General features: G+C 75.8%; 12 protein-coding genes. 6 read left to right on the forward strand and 6 right to left on the reverse strand.

What is annotated here, in order from left to right:
* Positions 1-585: 585 nt before the first annotated feature.
* Together KSE_RS05075 and KSE_RS05080 are read right to left on the reverse strand one after the other, a co-directional pair.
* Positions 586-999, reverse strand: a complete 414-nt coding sequence (locus KSE_RS05075; RefSeq protein WP_014134199.1) for a hypothetical protein — start codon at positions 997-999, stop codon at positions 586-588.
* On the reverse strand, positions 996-1,454 hold the full coding sequence (locus KSE_RS05080) for a DUF1508 domain-containing protein (protein ID WP_014134200.1): 459 nt from the start codon (positions 1,452-1,454) through the stop codon (positions 996-998). The genes KSE_RS05075 and KSE_RS05080 overlap by 4 nt, the downstream gene beginning before the upstream one ends.
* A 373-nt stretch (positions 1,455-1,827) precedes the next feature.
* Between KSE_RS05080 and KSE_RS05085 the strand changes: the two genes are divergently transcribed.
* Positions 1,828-2,628, forward strand: coding sequence for an SDR family NAD(P)-dependent oxidoreductase (locus KSE_RS05085; RefSeq protein WP_014134201.1), 801 nt, complete (start codon positions 1,828-1,830; stop codon positions 2,626-2,628).
* Here the strand turns inward: KSE_RS05085 and KSE_RS05090 are convergent.
* Both KSE_RS05090 and KSE_RS05095 read right to left on the reverse strand, forming a co-directional pair.
* The gene (locus tag KSE_RS05090; protein WP_231873120.1) at positions 2,535-3,332 is read right to left on the reverse strand and encodes an HAD family hydrolase; all 798 of its coding nucleotides are present in this window, start codon (positions 3,330-3,332) and stop codon (positions 2,535-2,537) included. The genes KSE_RS05085 and KSE_RS05090 overlap by 94 nt on opposite strands.
* Before the next feature lie 75 nt (positions 3,333-3,407).
* Positions 3,408-4,364, reverse strand: coding sequence for a helix-turn-helix transcriptional regulator (locus tag KSE_RS05095; RefSeq protein ID WP_014134203.1), 957 nt, complete (start codon positions 4,362-4,364; stop codon positions 3,408-3,410).
* Positions 4,365-4,495: 131 nt separating this feature from the next.
* Between KSE_RS05095 and KSE_RS05100 the strand changes: the two genes are divergently transcribed.
* The 5 genes from KSE_RS05100 to KSE_RS05125 all read left to right on the forward strand — a co-directional run bounded on the left by KSE_RS05100 (position 4,496) and on the right by KSE_RS05125 (position 10,194).
* Entirely contained in the window at positions 4,496-5,083 is a 588-nt protein-coding gene (locus KSE_RS05100; RefSeq protein WP_014134204.1) for a UbiX family flavin prenyltransferase, read from the forward strand.
* A gap of 77 nt (positions 5,084-5,160) precedes the next feature.
* Positions 5,161-6,684: a UbiD family decarboxylase gene (locus KSE_RS05105; RefSeq protein WP_014134205.1), complete on the forward strand. Its 1,524-nt coding sequence runs from the start codon at positions 5,161-5,163 to the stop codon at positions 6,682-6,684.
* 187 nt (positions 6,685-6,871) lie between these two features.
* Entirely contained in the window at positions 6,872-7,903 is a 1,032-nt protein-coding gene (locus tag KSE_RS05110) for a LacI family DNA-binding transcriptional regulator (protein WP_014134206.1), read from the forward strand.
* Between the two features lie 251 nt (positions 7,904-8,154).
* Positions 8,155-9,147 carry a hypothetical protein gene (locus KSE_RS39695; protein ID WP_193365915.1) on the forward strand — a complete coding sequence of 331 codons (993 nt, stop codon included), beginning with the start codon at positions 8,155-8,157 and terminating at the stop codon, positions 9,145-9,147.
* Positions 9,148-9,393: 246 nt separating this feature from the next.
* Positions 9,394-10,194 carry an LPXTG cell wall anchor domain-containing protein gene (locus tag KSE_RS05125; protein ID WP_033257837.1) on the forward strand — a complete coding sequence of 267 codons (801 nt, stop codon included), beginning with the start codon at positions 9,394-9,396 and terminating at the stop codon, positions 10,192-10,194.
* 126 nt (positions 10,195-10,320) lie between these two features.
* On the opposite strand, the gene KSE_RS05130 is transcribed toward KSE_RS05125, so the two are convergent.
* Both KSE_RS05130 and xylB read right to left on the reverse strand, forming a co-directional pair.
* A complete protein-coding gene (locus KSE_RS05130; RefSeq protein ID WP_014134209.1) occupies positions 10,321-11,601 on the reverse strand; it encodes an ROK family protein in 1,281 nt (426 codons plus the stop codon).
* Positions 11,602-11,714: 113 nt separating this feature from the next.
* The gene (xylB, locus tag KSE_RS05135; RefSeq protein ID WP_014134210.1) at positions 11,715-13,145 is read right to left on the reverse strand and encodes a xylulokinase; all 1,431 of its coding nucleotides are present in this window, start codon (positions 13,143-13,145) and stop codon (positions 11,715-11,717) included.
* Between the last annotated feature and the right edge of the window lie 61 nt (positions 13,146-13,206).

The following is a 13,206-nucleotide window of genomic DNA, read 5'->3' on the forward strand; positions in this document are numbered from 1 at the left end:
CTCCATAAAGGAAAGTCCTAGCTGGACCGGTCCTGGCGGGGACCGGTGCCGGAGAGCTCCGCGGCTTCCCGGCGGAGCGATCCTCTCGGCGCGCCCCTTCCCCCCGGAAGCACCGGCCGCCGCTCCCGCCCCGCCCGCCGCCGCCCCGCCGTGGCGCCGAATGCCCTGGTCAGCGCGCGAGTTGACGGCCCAGCGATCAGGCGTTCCACTCCGGACGCGTTATTCTCCAGGTGTGCCCACGGGGTCACCCCGGCCACCTCCGCTTCACCCCCGCGCACCACCCCCGCACCCCCCGCGCACCGGTCGCACCCGTCGGCGCGCACCCGGCCCGCGCGCCGACCGTACGTCGGCCACGCGCATCTGCTCATCTGATGCTTCGTCAATTCTGCTCTTGCTCAGGAGAGTTGACGAAACACTCGACCGCCCATCGGCGCAACCCCCGGAAACAGCAGGGGGGTTCACGATACGCCGCCGCCCCGGAAACACCGAAACGCCCCACCGCGACGGAAGGCGGCAGGGCGCGTACGGGACGGGGCGGAGCAGGACAGGGCGGAGCAGGACAGGGCAGGGCAGGGCAGGAGCGGGCTACCAGGCGGTCGGCAGGGCCGGCCCGCCGCCCAGCCGGCGCAGCCGCTGGACGTGGTCGGCGCCCTGCAGGAAGGCGGTGACGCTCTGCCGGCACTGGTCGCGGCGCAGGTAGCCGCGGGCACTGCGGGCGATCGCCTCGCCGCTGCCCGCGCCGGCCCGGGTGGTGCGGGCCGGGAGATGGGCGGTCCAGACCCAGAGGCGGTCCTCACGCTGGCTGAGGACGAACCGCAGGGCGGCCCGTTCGGCCAGCAACTCGCCGATCCCGGCCGCGAGTTCACGATCGCTGCGGTAGGCGCGGACGGCTGCGGCCAGCCGTCGGCCGTTCGCGGCGACCAGCGACCAGCCGACCCGGCCGTCCGCCCCGCGCACCGGCACCAGCCGGGGCCCCCGTCCGGCCTCCGGCGCGCTCACGACCCGACACCCGAGCCGACGCCGGAGCCGACACCGGAGCCGACGCCGGAAGCGGCCCCGGCTCCGTCTCCGGCACCGCCATCGCCGCCACCGCCCCCGCCGCCGTCACCGGGCGCCTCGGCCCCGGCATCGGACATCCGGGCCACCAGCGCCATGAACCGCCGGAACGCGTTCTGGCAGGTGGCGTACCGCTCGTACGCCCGGCTCGACTTGACCAGTGGATTGCCGCGCGGTCCGGGAACCACCCAGGTCCACCCCAGTCCGTCGCGGACGTGGGTGATCCGCGCCACCAGCGCAGGTCCCAGCGCGACCAGCTCCGCGAACGCCCGTTCGGCGTCGGCGGACGACTCGTGGACAGAGGAGGACACCGCCACCACCCGCCCGTTCATCGCTTTGAGCTGCCACTGGAACCGCCCGTTCGGCGCCCGCTCCGTGAACAGGCCCTCCCCGCGCACCGCGCTACCCCCGGATCGTCCGCCGGGTCACGGCCGTTCTTCGGCCGCTCCCCCGGGCACTCTGCCGACCCGCGTGGACCGCGAACCGGACGCACATCGTCACGCCGCGAACGCTATGTGTGCACGGAGGACATCCGGAAGTGGAATCCCTCCCGCGCCGACGCTGTTCGCCCCGAAGTTCTCCCTTGTTAATGCGGGGAGCTTTGCGAGCCCCTCACCGACGCGGTCGAGCCGTGCCCGGCAATTCACCCGGGCATTGCCCGGCCTTTGCCCCAGCCCTCCCGCGGACCGCAGAATATGCACCATGCACAGAGTATGTACTATGCATATGAACGGGGGGTCGACCGCAGGAAGCACGGAAGGGACCCACACCATGGAACGCCTCAAGGACAAGGTCGCGGTGATCACCGGCGCCGGCAGCGGCATCGGCCGCGCCGCCGCCGAACTGATGGCCGCCCAGGGCGCCCTGGTGGTCGCCGCCGACTACGACGGCGCGGCCGCCGAGGAGACCGCCCGCCTGGTCGAGGCGGCCGGCCGGCACGCCCTGCCGCTCACCGTCGACGTCACCGACGAGCACTCCCTGGAGGAGCTGTTCGCCACCGCCGTCCGCGAGTTCGGCACCCTCGACGTGCTCTGCAACCACGTCGGCGGCACCGATCCGCGCCGCGACCTCGACCTGCTGCGGATGGACTTCGAGGAGTTCGACCGCGCCGTCGCCCGCAACGTCCGCTCCACCCTGATCGGCACCCGGCTCGCCCTGCCGCACCTGATCCGGGCCGGCGGCGGCTCCGTCATCAACACCGCCTCGGTCGCCGCCCTGGTCGGCGACGTCACCCAGACCGCGTACGGCGCGGTCAAGGCCGCGGTGGTCAGCATCACCAAGTCGGTCGCCGTGCAGTACGGCCCGCAGGGCGTGCGCTGCAACGCGATCGCCCCCGGCGCCGTCCTCACCCCGGCGCTGCGCGACAACCTCCCGCAGTCGGTGATCGACGCGCTGCTGGCCGGCAACGCCCTGCCCTACCTCGGCGAACCGGAGGACATCGCCCACACCATGGTGTTCCTCGCCTCCGACGAGTCCCGCTACCTGACCGGCCAACTCCTGGTCGTGGACGGCGGAATGACCATGCAGTCCTCCGCCGCCCCGGGCCGCCGCGCGATGCTCCCGCCCGCCTGACCGCTCACTCCCCCCGGGGCGGGCACCGGACCGGGCACCGGGCTGGGTGTCGAACCGGGCACCGGCCCGGCCGCCGGAGCGGATGTCGGACCGAGCACCGGGGCGACCAGCCGCCGCAGGCCGGCGGCGCCCCGGTAGTGCACGGCCGTCAGCCCGGCGGCACGGGCCGCCTCGACGTTGGCGCCGCTGTCGTCGACGAAGGCGCAGCGGCCGGCCGGGACGCCCGCCAACCCGACCGCCAGCGCGTAGACCGCGGGGTCGGGCTTGGCCAGGCCGATCCGGGAGCTGTTGACGACGTGGTCCGCGAGGTCGGCCAGCCCCAGCCGGTCGAGGTCCTCGTCGAGCCACGGCGTCGCGTTGGTGACCAGCACCAGCGGGACGCCGCGCCCACGGACCCGCCGCAGCAGCCCCTCCACCTCCCGGTCCACCCGGGACGGCGCGTACGCGAACGCCCGCGCCAGCCCGGCCGCCCGCCCGGCCGGAACCCGGACGGCCAGCTCCGCCGCGATCGCGGCCGTCCACTCCTCCCGCCCGATCCGTCCCAGCAGCAGCGGCAGGTCCCGCTCGGGGGCGAAGGCGATCGCCGCGGTGCTCCCGGGCGCCAGCCCGGCCGCCCGCTCCTGCCGGGCCACCTCGTCGTACGCGTAGAACCGGAGGACGTTGTCCAGGTCGCACAGCAGGGCGTCGAACGGGCGGTCACTCATGATCGCCATCCTGCCAGGCCCCCGCCGCGCCCCTGGGCCGGTGCCGGCGCCGGCGCCGTCGCGCCGGGGCGCGGCTCAGCCCTCCCCCGGCGGCGGGGTGATCCGGGCGCGGGAGCGGAAGGCGGCCGGGGTCTCGCCGGTGCGGTGGTGGAAGAAGCGGGTGAAGACGGTGGTGGCGGGGAAGCCGAGGCGGTCGGCGATGGTGGCGGTGGTGGAGTCGCTGTGCAGGAGGAGGCGTTTCGCCTCCAGGACGAGGCGGTCGTCGATGAACGCCTTGGCGCCGTGGCCGGTCGCGGCGAGGGTGGCGCGGGTGAGGGTGCGGACGCTGTAGCCGAGGCGGGCCGCGTAGTCCTCGACCCGGTGGGTGCGCGGGTGGTCGGCCTCGACGGCCTGCCGGAAGCGGCGGAAGGTCTCGTCGCCGGGCGTCCGCCGCCGCTCGCCGCCGGGCAGGTGGGAGAGCCGCAGCACCAGGACGGCCAGCAGGTGGCGGACCACCTCGACGTGGACCTCCAGCGGGAGGTCGCGCAGCTCGCGGTACTCGTCCTCCAGCAGTTCCAGCGTGCGCTCCACCGCCGGGCGGGCCGCGGGCGCGGGGAGCAGCGGCAGGCGCCAGGCACGGCGGTCGAGGCGGGCGGCGGCGACCGTCGCGGGGTCGAGGAAGCTGGCCTGGAAGAGGACGAACACGGCGTCGGCGGCCGCCCCGGCTTCCGGCCCCGCCTCAGCCCCCGGCCCCGCCCCCAGGTCGAGGATGCGGAGCACCTGCCCGGGGCGGACCCAGAGCCAGTGGCCGGGGTCGATCCGGCACTCGGTCAGGTCGACCAGGCAGCGCAGGGCGCCGTGCCGGACGGTGACCAGCAGGTGGAAGGACGGGCGGACGGGGCTGTCCGAGGCGGGGACGCCGAGGCGGGCCAGCCGGGCGCTCCAGCCGGCCGGGTCGGTGACCTCGATGCCGGGCGGGCCGCCGGGGGTGGTGGGGAAGGGGAAGTCGGCGACCAGCGGCGTCCGGGCGACAGGCTGTCCGTTTCTGCTCATCTCCTGCCCGAGTCTAGCCGCCGGTAAGGCCCTTTCCGCACCTAGCGTGATCGTCACCGGCCGGTCGGGGCCGCCGCGTCCGCGCGCCGGTCCTGACCGAAACTGCACAGCGAAGCGAAAGGCAGTCACGCATGCGACTGATCGTCGGGATGACCGGCGCGACCGGCGCCGTCCTCGGGGTGCGGCTGCTGGAGCGGCTGGCGGCGAACCCGGAGGTGGAGACCCACCTGGTGCTGAGCCGCTGGGCCCGGGCCACCGTCGAACTGGAGACCGGCCGGACGGTGCGCGAGCTGTCCGCGCTGGCCGAGGTGGTGCACGGGCCGGACGACCAGGGGGCGGCGATCTCCTCGGGGTCGTTCCGGACCGACGGGATGGTGGTCGTGCCGTGCAGCATGAAGACGCTGGCCGGGATCCGGGCCGGCTGGGCGGAGGGCCTGGTCGGCCGGGCGGCGGACGTGGTGCTGAAGGAGCGCCGTCCGCTGGTGCTGGTGCCCCGGGAGACACCGCTGAGCGAGATCCACCTGGAGAACATGCTGGCGCTGGCCCGGATGGGCGTCCGGATCGTCCCGCCGATGCCCGCGTTCTACCACCGTCCTTCCACCGTCGAGGAGTTGGTGGACCACCTGGTGGCCCGGATCCTCGACCAGCTCGACCTCCCCGACCCCGGCGCCCGCCGCTGGTCCGGCATGCGCGCGGCCCGCGCGGCCCACCTCCCCTGAGCAACGCCCCCCGGCCGACTCCCCCGGCCGACCGACCGGCCGCCACGGCCTTCGCGACAACACCCCCTGGAGCCCCGATGTCCGCACCCAGCACCCCCACTCCCACTCCCACTCCCGCACCCGCACCCGCACCCGCCCTCGACTTCCGCGCCTTCGTCGACCGCCTGCTCGCCGACGGCGACGCGGTGGCCGTGCGCCGCCCGGTCGACCCGCACCTGGAGGTCGGCGCGGTCACCCGCCGGGTGTACGAGACCGCCGCGCCCGCGCCGCTGTTCACCGCGCTGACCGCCGGCGCGCCGGGCTGCCGGATCCTCGGCGCGCCGGCCGGCCTGAACCGCGATCCGGACGCCCGCTACGGCCGGCTCGCGGCGCACGTCGGCCTGGGGCGGACGGCGGGGGCGCGGGAGATCGTGGAGCGGCTGGTCGCGGCGATGCACGCGGAGCCGGTGCCGCCGCGGCTGGTCGCGACCGGGCCGTGCAAGCAGAACGTGCTGACCGGCGGGCAGGTGGACCTGGAGCGCTTCCCGGTGCCGCTGCTGCACGCGGAGGACGGCGGCCGCTACCTCGGTACCTACGGGTTCCACATCGTCCGTACCCCGGACGGGAGTTGGACCAGCTGGTCGGTAGCCAGGACGATGCTGCGGGACGCCACCAGCCTGGTCGGCCCGGTCATGCCGCAGCAGCACGTCGGCCTGGTGCGCGAGCAGTGGCTGCGGCGCGGCGAGCGGATGCCGTGGGCGATGGTGCTGGGCGCGCCGCCGGCCGCGCTGGCCGCGGCCGGGATGCCGCTGCCGGCCGGGGTGAGCGAGGACGGCTACGTGGGGGCGCTGGCCGGAGCGCCGGTGGAGGTGGTCCGGGCGGAGACCAACGACCTGCTGGTGCCCGCCAACTCCGAGATCGTGCTGGAGGGTTGGGTGGAGGTCGAGGAACTCGCCGCGGAGGGCCCGATGGGCGAGTATCACGGCTACGCCTTCCCGGAGGGCAAGGCGCAGCCGGTCTTCCACGTCGAGGCGGTCACCTTCCGGGACGACCCGGTGCTGCCGGTCTGCGCGGCCGGCCTGCCGCCGGAGGAGAACCACACCGTCTGGGGGACGATGATCTCGGCGGCGGCGCTGGACGTGCTGCGCCGGGCGGGCCTGCCGGTGGACTTCGCCTGGTGCTCGTACGAGGCGGCGACCTGCTGGATCGTGGTCGCGGTCGAGCGCGCCCGGCGCGCCGAACTCGCACTGGCGGACGACGAGTTGGCGGAGCTGATCGGCGAGACGCTGTTCGCCTCGCACGCGGGCTGGCTGGTCCCGAAGGTGATCGTGGTGGACGACGACATCGACGTCACGGACGTCTCCCAGGTGGTCTGGGCGCTGGCCACCCGCCACCACCCGCAGACCGGCACCCGGCTCTACCCGGAGACCCCCGGCATCCCGATGGTCCCGTACCTGACCGCCGCCGAGGCGAAGGCGGGCCGCGGCGGCAAGTCGGTCACCAACTGCCTGCTCCCGCAGGGGTTTCGGGGCCGCACCGCGTCCTTCACCGGCTCCTTCCCGGCCGAACTGCGGCAGCGGGTGCTGGACGACTGGACGGCGTACGGCTTCCCCGCCGCCTGAACCGGGCAGCTCCCGGCCGGGCCGGGAGCGCCCGGACCGGGCCGGGAGCGCCCGGACCGGGCCGGATCGGTCCGAATGTTTCGGCGACCGCAGCCCGCCGGGTGCCGGTGCCGGCGCTGCCCGCCAGCGGGTTTCCCGGTCGGCGGCCGGCCCCTCCGCGGGCCGCCGGGGCGCTACTATCCGAGCCATGAGCGCTGCAGAACTCGAACCCGACCCCGCACCGACCCTGTCGGAGATCGCCCGGGCGGCCGGCGTCTCGGCGCCGACAGTTTCGAAGGTGCTGAACGGCCGGGCCGACGTCGCACCCGCGACCCGGGCCAAGGTCGAGGAGATCCTGCGCCGCACCGGCTACCAGCGCCGGCGGAGCACCGCGTCGCCGTCCCGGTTGCTCGACCTGGTCTTCCACCAGCTCGACAGCGCCTGGGCGATGGAGGTGATCCGCGGGGTGGAGAACGTCGCCCGGGCCGAGGGCCTGAGCGTGGTGCTGTCCGAGTCCGCCGGGCGGCTCACCCCGGGGCAGACCTGGGTGGACGGCGTGCTGGCCCGCCGCCCGGCCGGCGTGGTGCTGGTGCTGTCCGAGCTGGACGCCGCCCAGCGCGACCAACTCACCAGCCGGGACATCCCGTTCGTGGTGCTCGACCCGGCCGGCGACCCGGCCGAGGGGGTGCCCGCCGTCGGCACCGGCAACTGGCAGGGCGGCCTGGCCGCCACCCGTCACCTGCTCGACCTCGGCCACCGCCGGATCGGGATGATCTCCGGCCCGTCCGGCATGATGTGCAGCCGCGCCCGGGTCGACGGCTACCGCACAGCGCTGGGGACGGCCCGGCTGCCGGTCGACCCGGAGCTGATCGTCGAGGGCAACTTCCACCACGAGGCCGGGTACGCCGCGGCCCACGCCCTGCTGACCCGCCCCGACCGGCCGACCGCGATCTTCGCGGGCAACGACCTCCAGGCCCTCGGCGTGTACGAGGCCGCCCGCGAACTCGGCCTGCGGGTGCCGGAGGACCTCTCGGTGGTCGGCTTCGACGACCTGCCGCTGGCCCGCTGGGTCGGCCCGCCGCTCACCACCGTGCGCCAGCCGCTGATCGAGATGGCCGAGACGGCGGCCCGGCTCGCCATCGGGCTCGGCCGCGGCGAACAGCCCACCGCGACCCGGGTCGACCTCGCCACCAGCCTGGTCGTCCGGACCAGCACCGCCCCGCCGCCCGCCGGGGCCTGACACCCTTCGCGCGGCACCACGCGCCCGGCCGCCGGCGGAACCGCAGCCCGCCCACCACGGACTCGGCGTGCGATCACCCCGCGCGAGTTCATCGGATCGTTGTCATGCGGCAGATGCGGACATACCGCTCATAACCGGTCAGATGATACGTCAAGAGACTTGACCCGCTGCTTACCTGGCCGGAACAGTTTGCGCCACATCGGACTCTCCGTGGCTTGTTCCCATCCCATGCACCAGTGAGTGGGTAGCACATGCGCAATCCCAGAGCCTTCCGCGTGGCCGCGATATCGGCCGCCGTAGGGCTGATCACCGCGCCGGTCCTCTACACGGCGTTCGCGGCGAGCGGCGACACGCCGTACGGCCTGGAGCTGAACCAGGCCAAGAAGCTCCCGCTGACCGCCCTCGGCTTCGACGGCGAGCACAAGAACGACTGCGCCGGCATCCCGGCCGCCCAGGACGGCTGGCACTTCGTCCTCGGTTCGGGCGAAGCCAACTTCGTCAAGCTCACCGTGACCTTCGAGCCCGGCGGCGAGCAGGTCATCACCAACTTCGGCCCGCCGAGCGGGAAGCACGCCTACGTCGGTTCGGCGAAGGGCGCGAAGCTGCTCTCCGCCACCGCCGAGGCGGTCGGCGGCGACTCGAAGAAGAAGCCGAACTTCAACCTGTCGCACACCTGCCCGGCGACCAAGACGGAGACCACCCCGTCGCCGTCGCCGTCGCCGAGCAACTCGGCCAAGCCGAGCGGCAGCCCGTCGTCCTCGGCCTCCCCGTCGGCCTCGCCGTCGGGGTCGCCGAGCACCAGTGCCTCCCCGTCCGCCTCCCCGTCGGAGTCGTTCTCGGCGTCGCCCTCGCCGTCGTCCAGCCCGAGCCCGTCGGCGTCCGCGTCGGCGTCGGTGTCGGTGTCCGCGTCGCCGAGCGAGAGCCCCAAGGCGTCGACCAGCCCGTCCGCGTCGCCGAGCGAGAGCCCGAAGACGTCGACCAGCCCGTCCGGCACCCCGTCGGGCAAGGTCTCGACCAGCGCCACGCCGTCCGCCTCCGCCTCGGAGTCGGCCGTCCCGGTGCCGTCCGGCAGCACGACCCCGGCCGCCGTGCCGTCCGCCTCGGTGCCGGCTCCGGCCGCCCCGGCGCAGGACAGCCTGGCGTTCACCGGCACCACCGTGATCGGCACCACCGTGATCGGTGTCGGCCTGGTCGGCGCGGGCGCCGTCCTGGTCTCGCGCCGTCGCAAGGGCGCGCACCGCTGAACCGGTCCGGCGGGTGCGCCCGCGGTGCCCGGCACTGACGGGCGTACCGCCGAGATCCTTGCGCCGTAGGTGAGTTCACGGCGCGGACGGGGCGGGTGGCGGGGTTCCGGAAGGGCCCCGGCGCCCGCCCCGTCCCACGGTCCGGCCCGGGGCTTGACCCGGGCCGCGGCGACTGGAGAGATTGGGGCCGCCACGGGTCCCCCGTGGCCGAAACTCACCCAGCACCGAAGAGTGGACAGGTAGCACATGCACCGATCCATAGCCCTCCGTGCGGCCGCCGTCGTGGCCGCCGCCGGGCTGATATCCGTCGCGCCGGCCGCCGGCTCGGCGTTCGCCTCCAGGGGCGTCTACCCCTCGCAGTTGCGGCAGCCCGTCCCGGTCACCGCCGCCGGGTTCGACGGCGAGCACCAGAAGACCTGCGCCGAGATCCCGGCCACCCAGGACGGCTGGCACTTCGTCCTCCCGGGCAACGACGCCTCGTTCGTCAAGCTCACCGTGGTCTTCGAGCCGGGCGGCCAGCAGGTCGTCACCAGCTTCCCCAACAACCCGGCCGGCAAGCACGCCTACGTGGGGTCCGCCAAGGGCGCCACGCTGGTCTCGGCCGTGGCCGAGGTCGAGGGCGGCGACCAGCCCAAGTTCAACCTCTCGCACACCTGCCCGGCGAGCGTGACCGAGACCACCCCGCCGCCGAAGACCCCGCCGACGGAGAACCCGAAGCCCTCGGCCTCCGAGAGCCCGAAGGGTTCGGAGTCGCCGTCCCCCTCGGCCTCGGTCTCGGCGTCCGCCTCCGTCTCCGTCTCCGCGTCCGCGTCCGCCTCCGCCTCCGGGTCGCCGAGCCGGTCCGGTTCGGGCACCCCGAGCCCCTCGGGCAGCACCTCCGGCCCGGCCGCCGGGCCGAGCGCCTCGGCCTCCACCGGCAGCGGCCCGAAGGACGGCAGCCTGGCCTTCACCGGTGCCAGCGTCATCGGCACCACGGTGGCCGGCGTCGCGCTGCTCGGCGCGGGCGGCTACCTGGTCTCGCGCCGCCGCAAGGGCGCCCACCGCTGAACCCGGTAGCTCCCCGACCGCCCTGGTCCGCACGGTAGTCGGGGAGCCGCCGGACAGCGGCCGCAAGAACGACGGCGGGGCCCCGCACGGGGCCCCGCCGTCGCGCGTCCGGGCGCCTCCCGGTGGTCAGCCGGCCTCCGGCAGCCAGAGCGCCGCCGGGTCGGTGTGCAGCCGGCGGACGGTGACCAGGGCCGCGCCGAGGACCGGGCCCCGGCGGCCCAACGGCGAGGCGCGCAGCGCCTCTTCGGGCCAGGGGCGGACCCGGATCAGCGCGGCCAGCTCCTCCCGCATCGCGGGCAGCAGCCACTGCGCGAGGTCGGCGTAGCCGCCGCCGAGGACGAGCGTGGCCGGGTCGATCAGGTTGACGGCGGCGGCCAGCGCGGTGCCGAGCGCGGTGCCCGCCTGCCGCAGCGCGCGCCGGGTGCCGGCGTCCCCGGCCTCGGCCCGGCGGGCCAACTCGGCGATCGGATCGATCTCCTGACGATCCGTCAATTCACTTCCGCCGGAGACCAGTTCGTCCAGCTGGTCGGCGACCCCGGCGGAGCGGAGCACCGCCGCCAGGCCCGCGTACGGTTCGAGGCAGCCGCGGGCGCCGCAGGAGCAGAGGTGCCCGCCGGGGTGGACGGTGAGGTGGCCGAGCTCGCCGGCGAAGCCCTGCACGCCGCGGAACAGCCGCCCGTCCAGGACGAGCGCGCCGCCGATGCCCTCGCCCGCCGAGACGTGCACGAAGGTGCCGCTGCCGGTGCCCTGCCAGAGTTCGGCCAGCGCGCCGAGGTTGGCCTCGTTCTCGACGGCGGGGGCGGCGCCGGGGCCGGGCCACAGCTCGGCGACGTCGACCCGGTGCCAGCCGAGGTTGGGGGCGTGCTCGACCCGGCTGCCGGGGCTGTCGAGCGGGACGCTGCCCGGCACGGCGAGCACCCGGCCGACCACCCGCAGGCCGAGCCCGACGGCCTCGCGCTCGGCCCGCTCGGCGAGTTCGGCGAGCTCGGCGAGGGTCTCCGCGGCGGAGCGCCCGGCGTTCGGGGCGGCGCGGTGCAGCGCGACCCGGACCTCGCCGCGCAGGTCGAGGACGGTCGCGCCGAGGTGCTCGACGCCGATCTCCAGGCCGAGCCCGGCCGGGCCGTCGCCGTTCGGGGCGAGCGCCCGGCCGGGGCGGCCGACCCGGCCGCTGCGTTCCAGCTCGCCCTCCAACAGCAGCCCGCCGCCGATGAGTTCGTCGACCAGGCTGGAGACGGCGGTGCGGGTCAGGCCGGTCCGGCCGGCCACGTCGGCGCGGGAGAGCGGGTGGGCGTCGACGACGGTCCGCATCACCAGGGCGAGGTTCTGCCGCCGCATGTCCTGCTGGGAGGCGGGGCCGCGGCGGGCCGCGAGGCCGCCGTCGGACTGCTGCTGCCCGTCCTCTGTCACGTCTGCCCCGTCCCTCGCTGCTCGCTGCTCGCTGGTCCCGCCCGGCCGCGCACCGCCCGGCTCGGCACCGCCCGGCTCGGCGCCCGGCCCCGCACCGCCCGGGCCGGTGGCCGTCAGTGCGCGCCGTCCCCCTGCAGGGCGGCGGTCTGCGAAATGGTAGTCGCGATCCGTTCGAGCGCGGCGTCGTCCCGCTCCAGCGCGGGCAGCAGCGGGCCGTCGGCGGTGCCCCAGCGACGGGCGACGGCGTCGGCGCGTTCGCCGGTGAGCAGCGCGGCGGCCTGGGCGGCGGCGCCGAGGGCGACCAGTTCGCGGGCGGCGGGCAGCCGGACGGGGCGGCCGGAGAGCCGGCGGACGGTGTCCTGCCAGGCCGGGCCCTGGGCGCCGCCGCCGATCAGCAGGATCGGCTGCTCGGGGTCGGCGTGCTCGGCCCCGTCCACGGCGAGGACGTCGTCGAGGGCGGCGAGCAGCGAGTACGCGGCGCCGTCGTAGGCGGCCTGGAGCAGTTGGCCGGGGGTGGTGTCGTGGCGCAGGCCGTGCAGCAGGCCGCTGGCGTGCGGGAGGGCGGGGGTGCGCTCGCCGTCGAGGTAGGGCAGCAGGACGGCGCTGCCGCCGGGTTCGACGGCCTGGCGGTCGCGGCCGAGCAGGGTGGCGATCCGGTCGACGGCGAGGGTGCAGTTGAGGGTGCAGGCGAGCGGGAGCCAGCCGTCGAGGGCGTCGGCGAAGCCGGCCACGGTGCCGGTGGGGTCGGCGGGGCGGTTGCGGGCGACGGTGTAGACGGTGCCGGAGGTGCCGAGGCTGAGCACGGGGGTGCCGGGGGTGAGGCCGAGGCCGAGGGCGGCGGCCATGTTGTCGCCGGTGCCGGTGGCGACCGGGGTGCCGGGGCGCAGCGGTCCGCCGGGGCGGGCGTGGCCGGCGGCGGTGCCGGCGGGGGTGACGGCGGGGAGCAGGGCGGGGTCCAGGCCGATCCGGTCGAGGACGGCGGCGTGGTAGCCGTCGGGGGTCCACCAGCCGGTGCCGGAGGCGTCGCCGCGGTCGGTGGTGGCGGTGCCGGTGAGGCGTTCGGTGAGGTGGTCGTGCGGGAGGCGGACGGCGGCGGTGCGGTCGGCGTTGCCGGGTTCGGTGGCGCGCAGCCAGGCCCACTTGGCGGCGGTGAAGGACGGGCCGGGGACGCTGCCGAGTTCGGTGGCCCACCAGTGGGCGCCGAAGTCGCGGACCAGTTCGGCGGCCTGCGGTGCGGAGCGGACGTCGTTCCAGAGCAGGGCGGGGCGGACGGGCCGGCCGGCGGCGTCGAGGGTGACGAGTCCGTGCTGCTGGCCGCCGACGGCGAGGGCGGCGGCGCGGTCGGCCCAGCCGGTGGCGGCGACGGCGGTGTTCAGGGCGTCCCACCACTGGTCGGGGTCGCTCTGCCGGCCGCCGTCGCGGGAGTCGACCAGGTGCGGGGCGCGGCCCTCGCCGAGGACCTCGCCGGTCTCGGTGTCGACGGCCAGGGCCTTGGTGGACTGGGTCGAGCTGTCGACGCCGATCACCACCTGCGGGTGTGCCATCCGGGTGCTCCTGTCTGTGCTGCGGCGGCCGCTCCCCGGCCCGGCCCCGGGCGGGCGGGGA

The organism is Kitasatospora setae KM-6054 (genome assembly GCF_000269985.1).
Classification (GTDB): Bacteria; Actinomycetota; Actinomycetes; order Streptomycetales; family Streptomycetaceae; genus Kitasatospora; species Kitasatospora setae.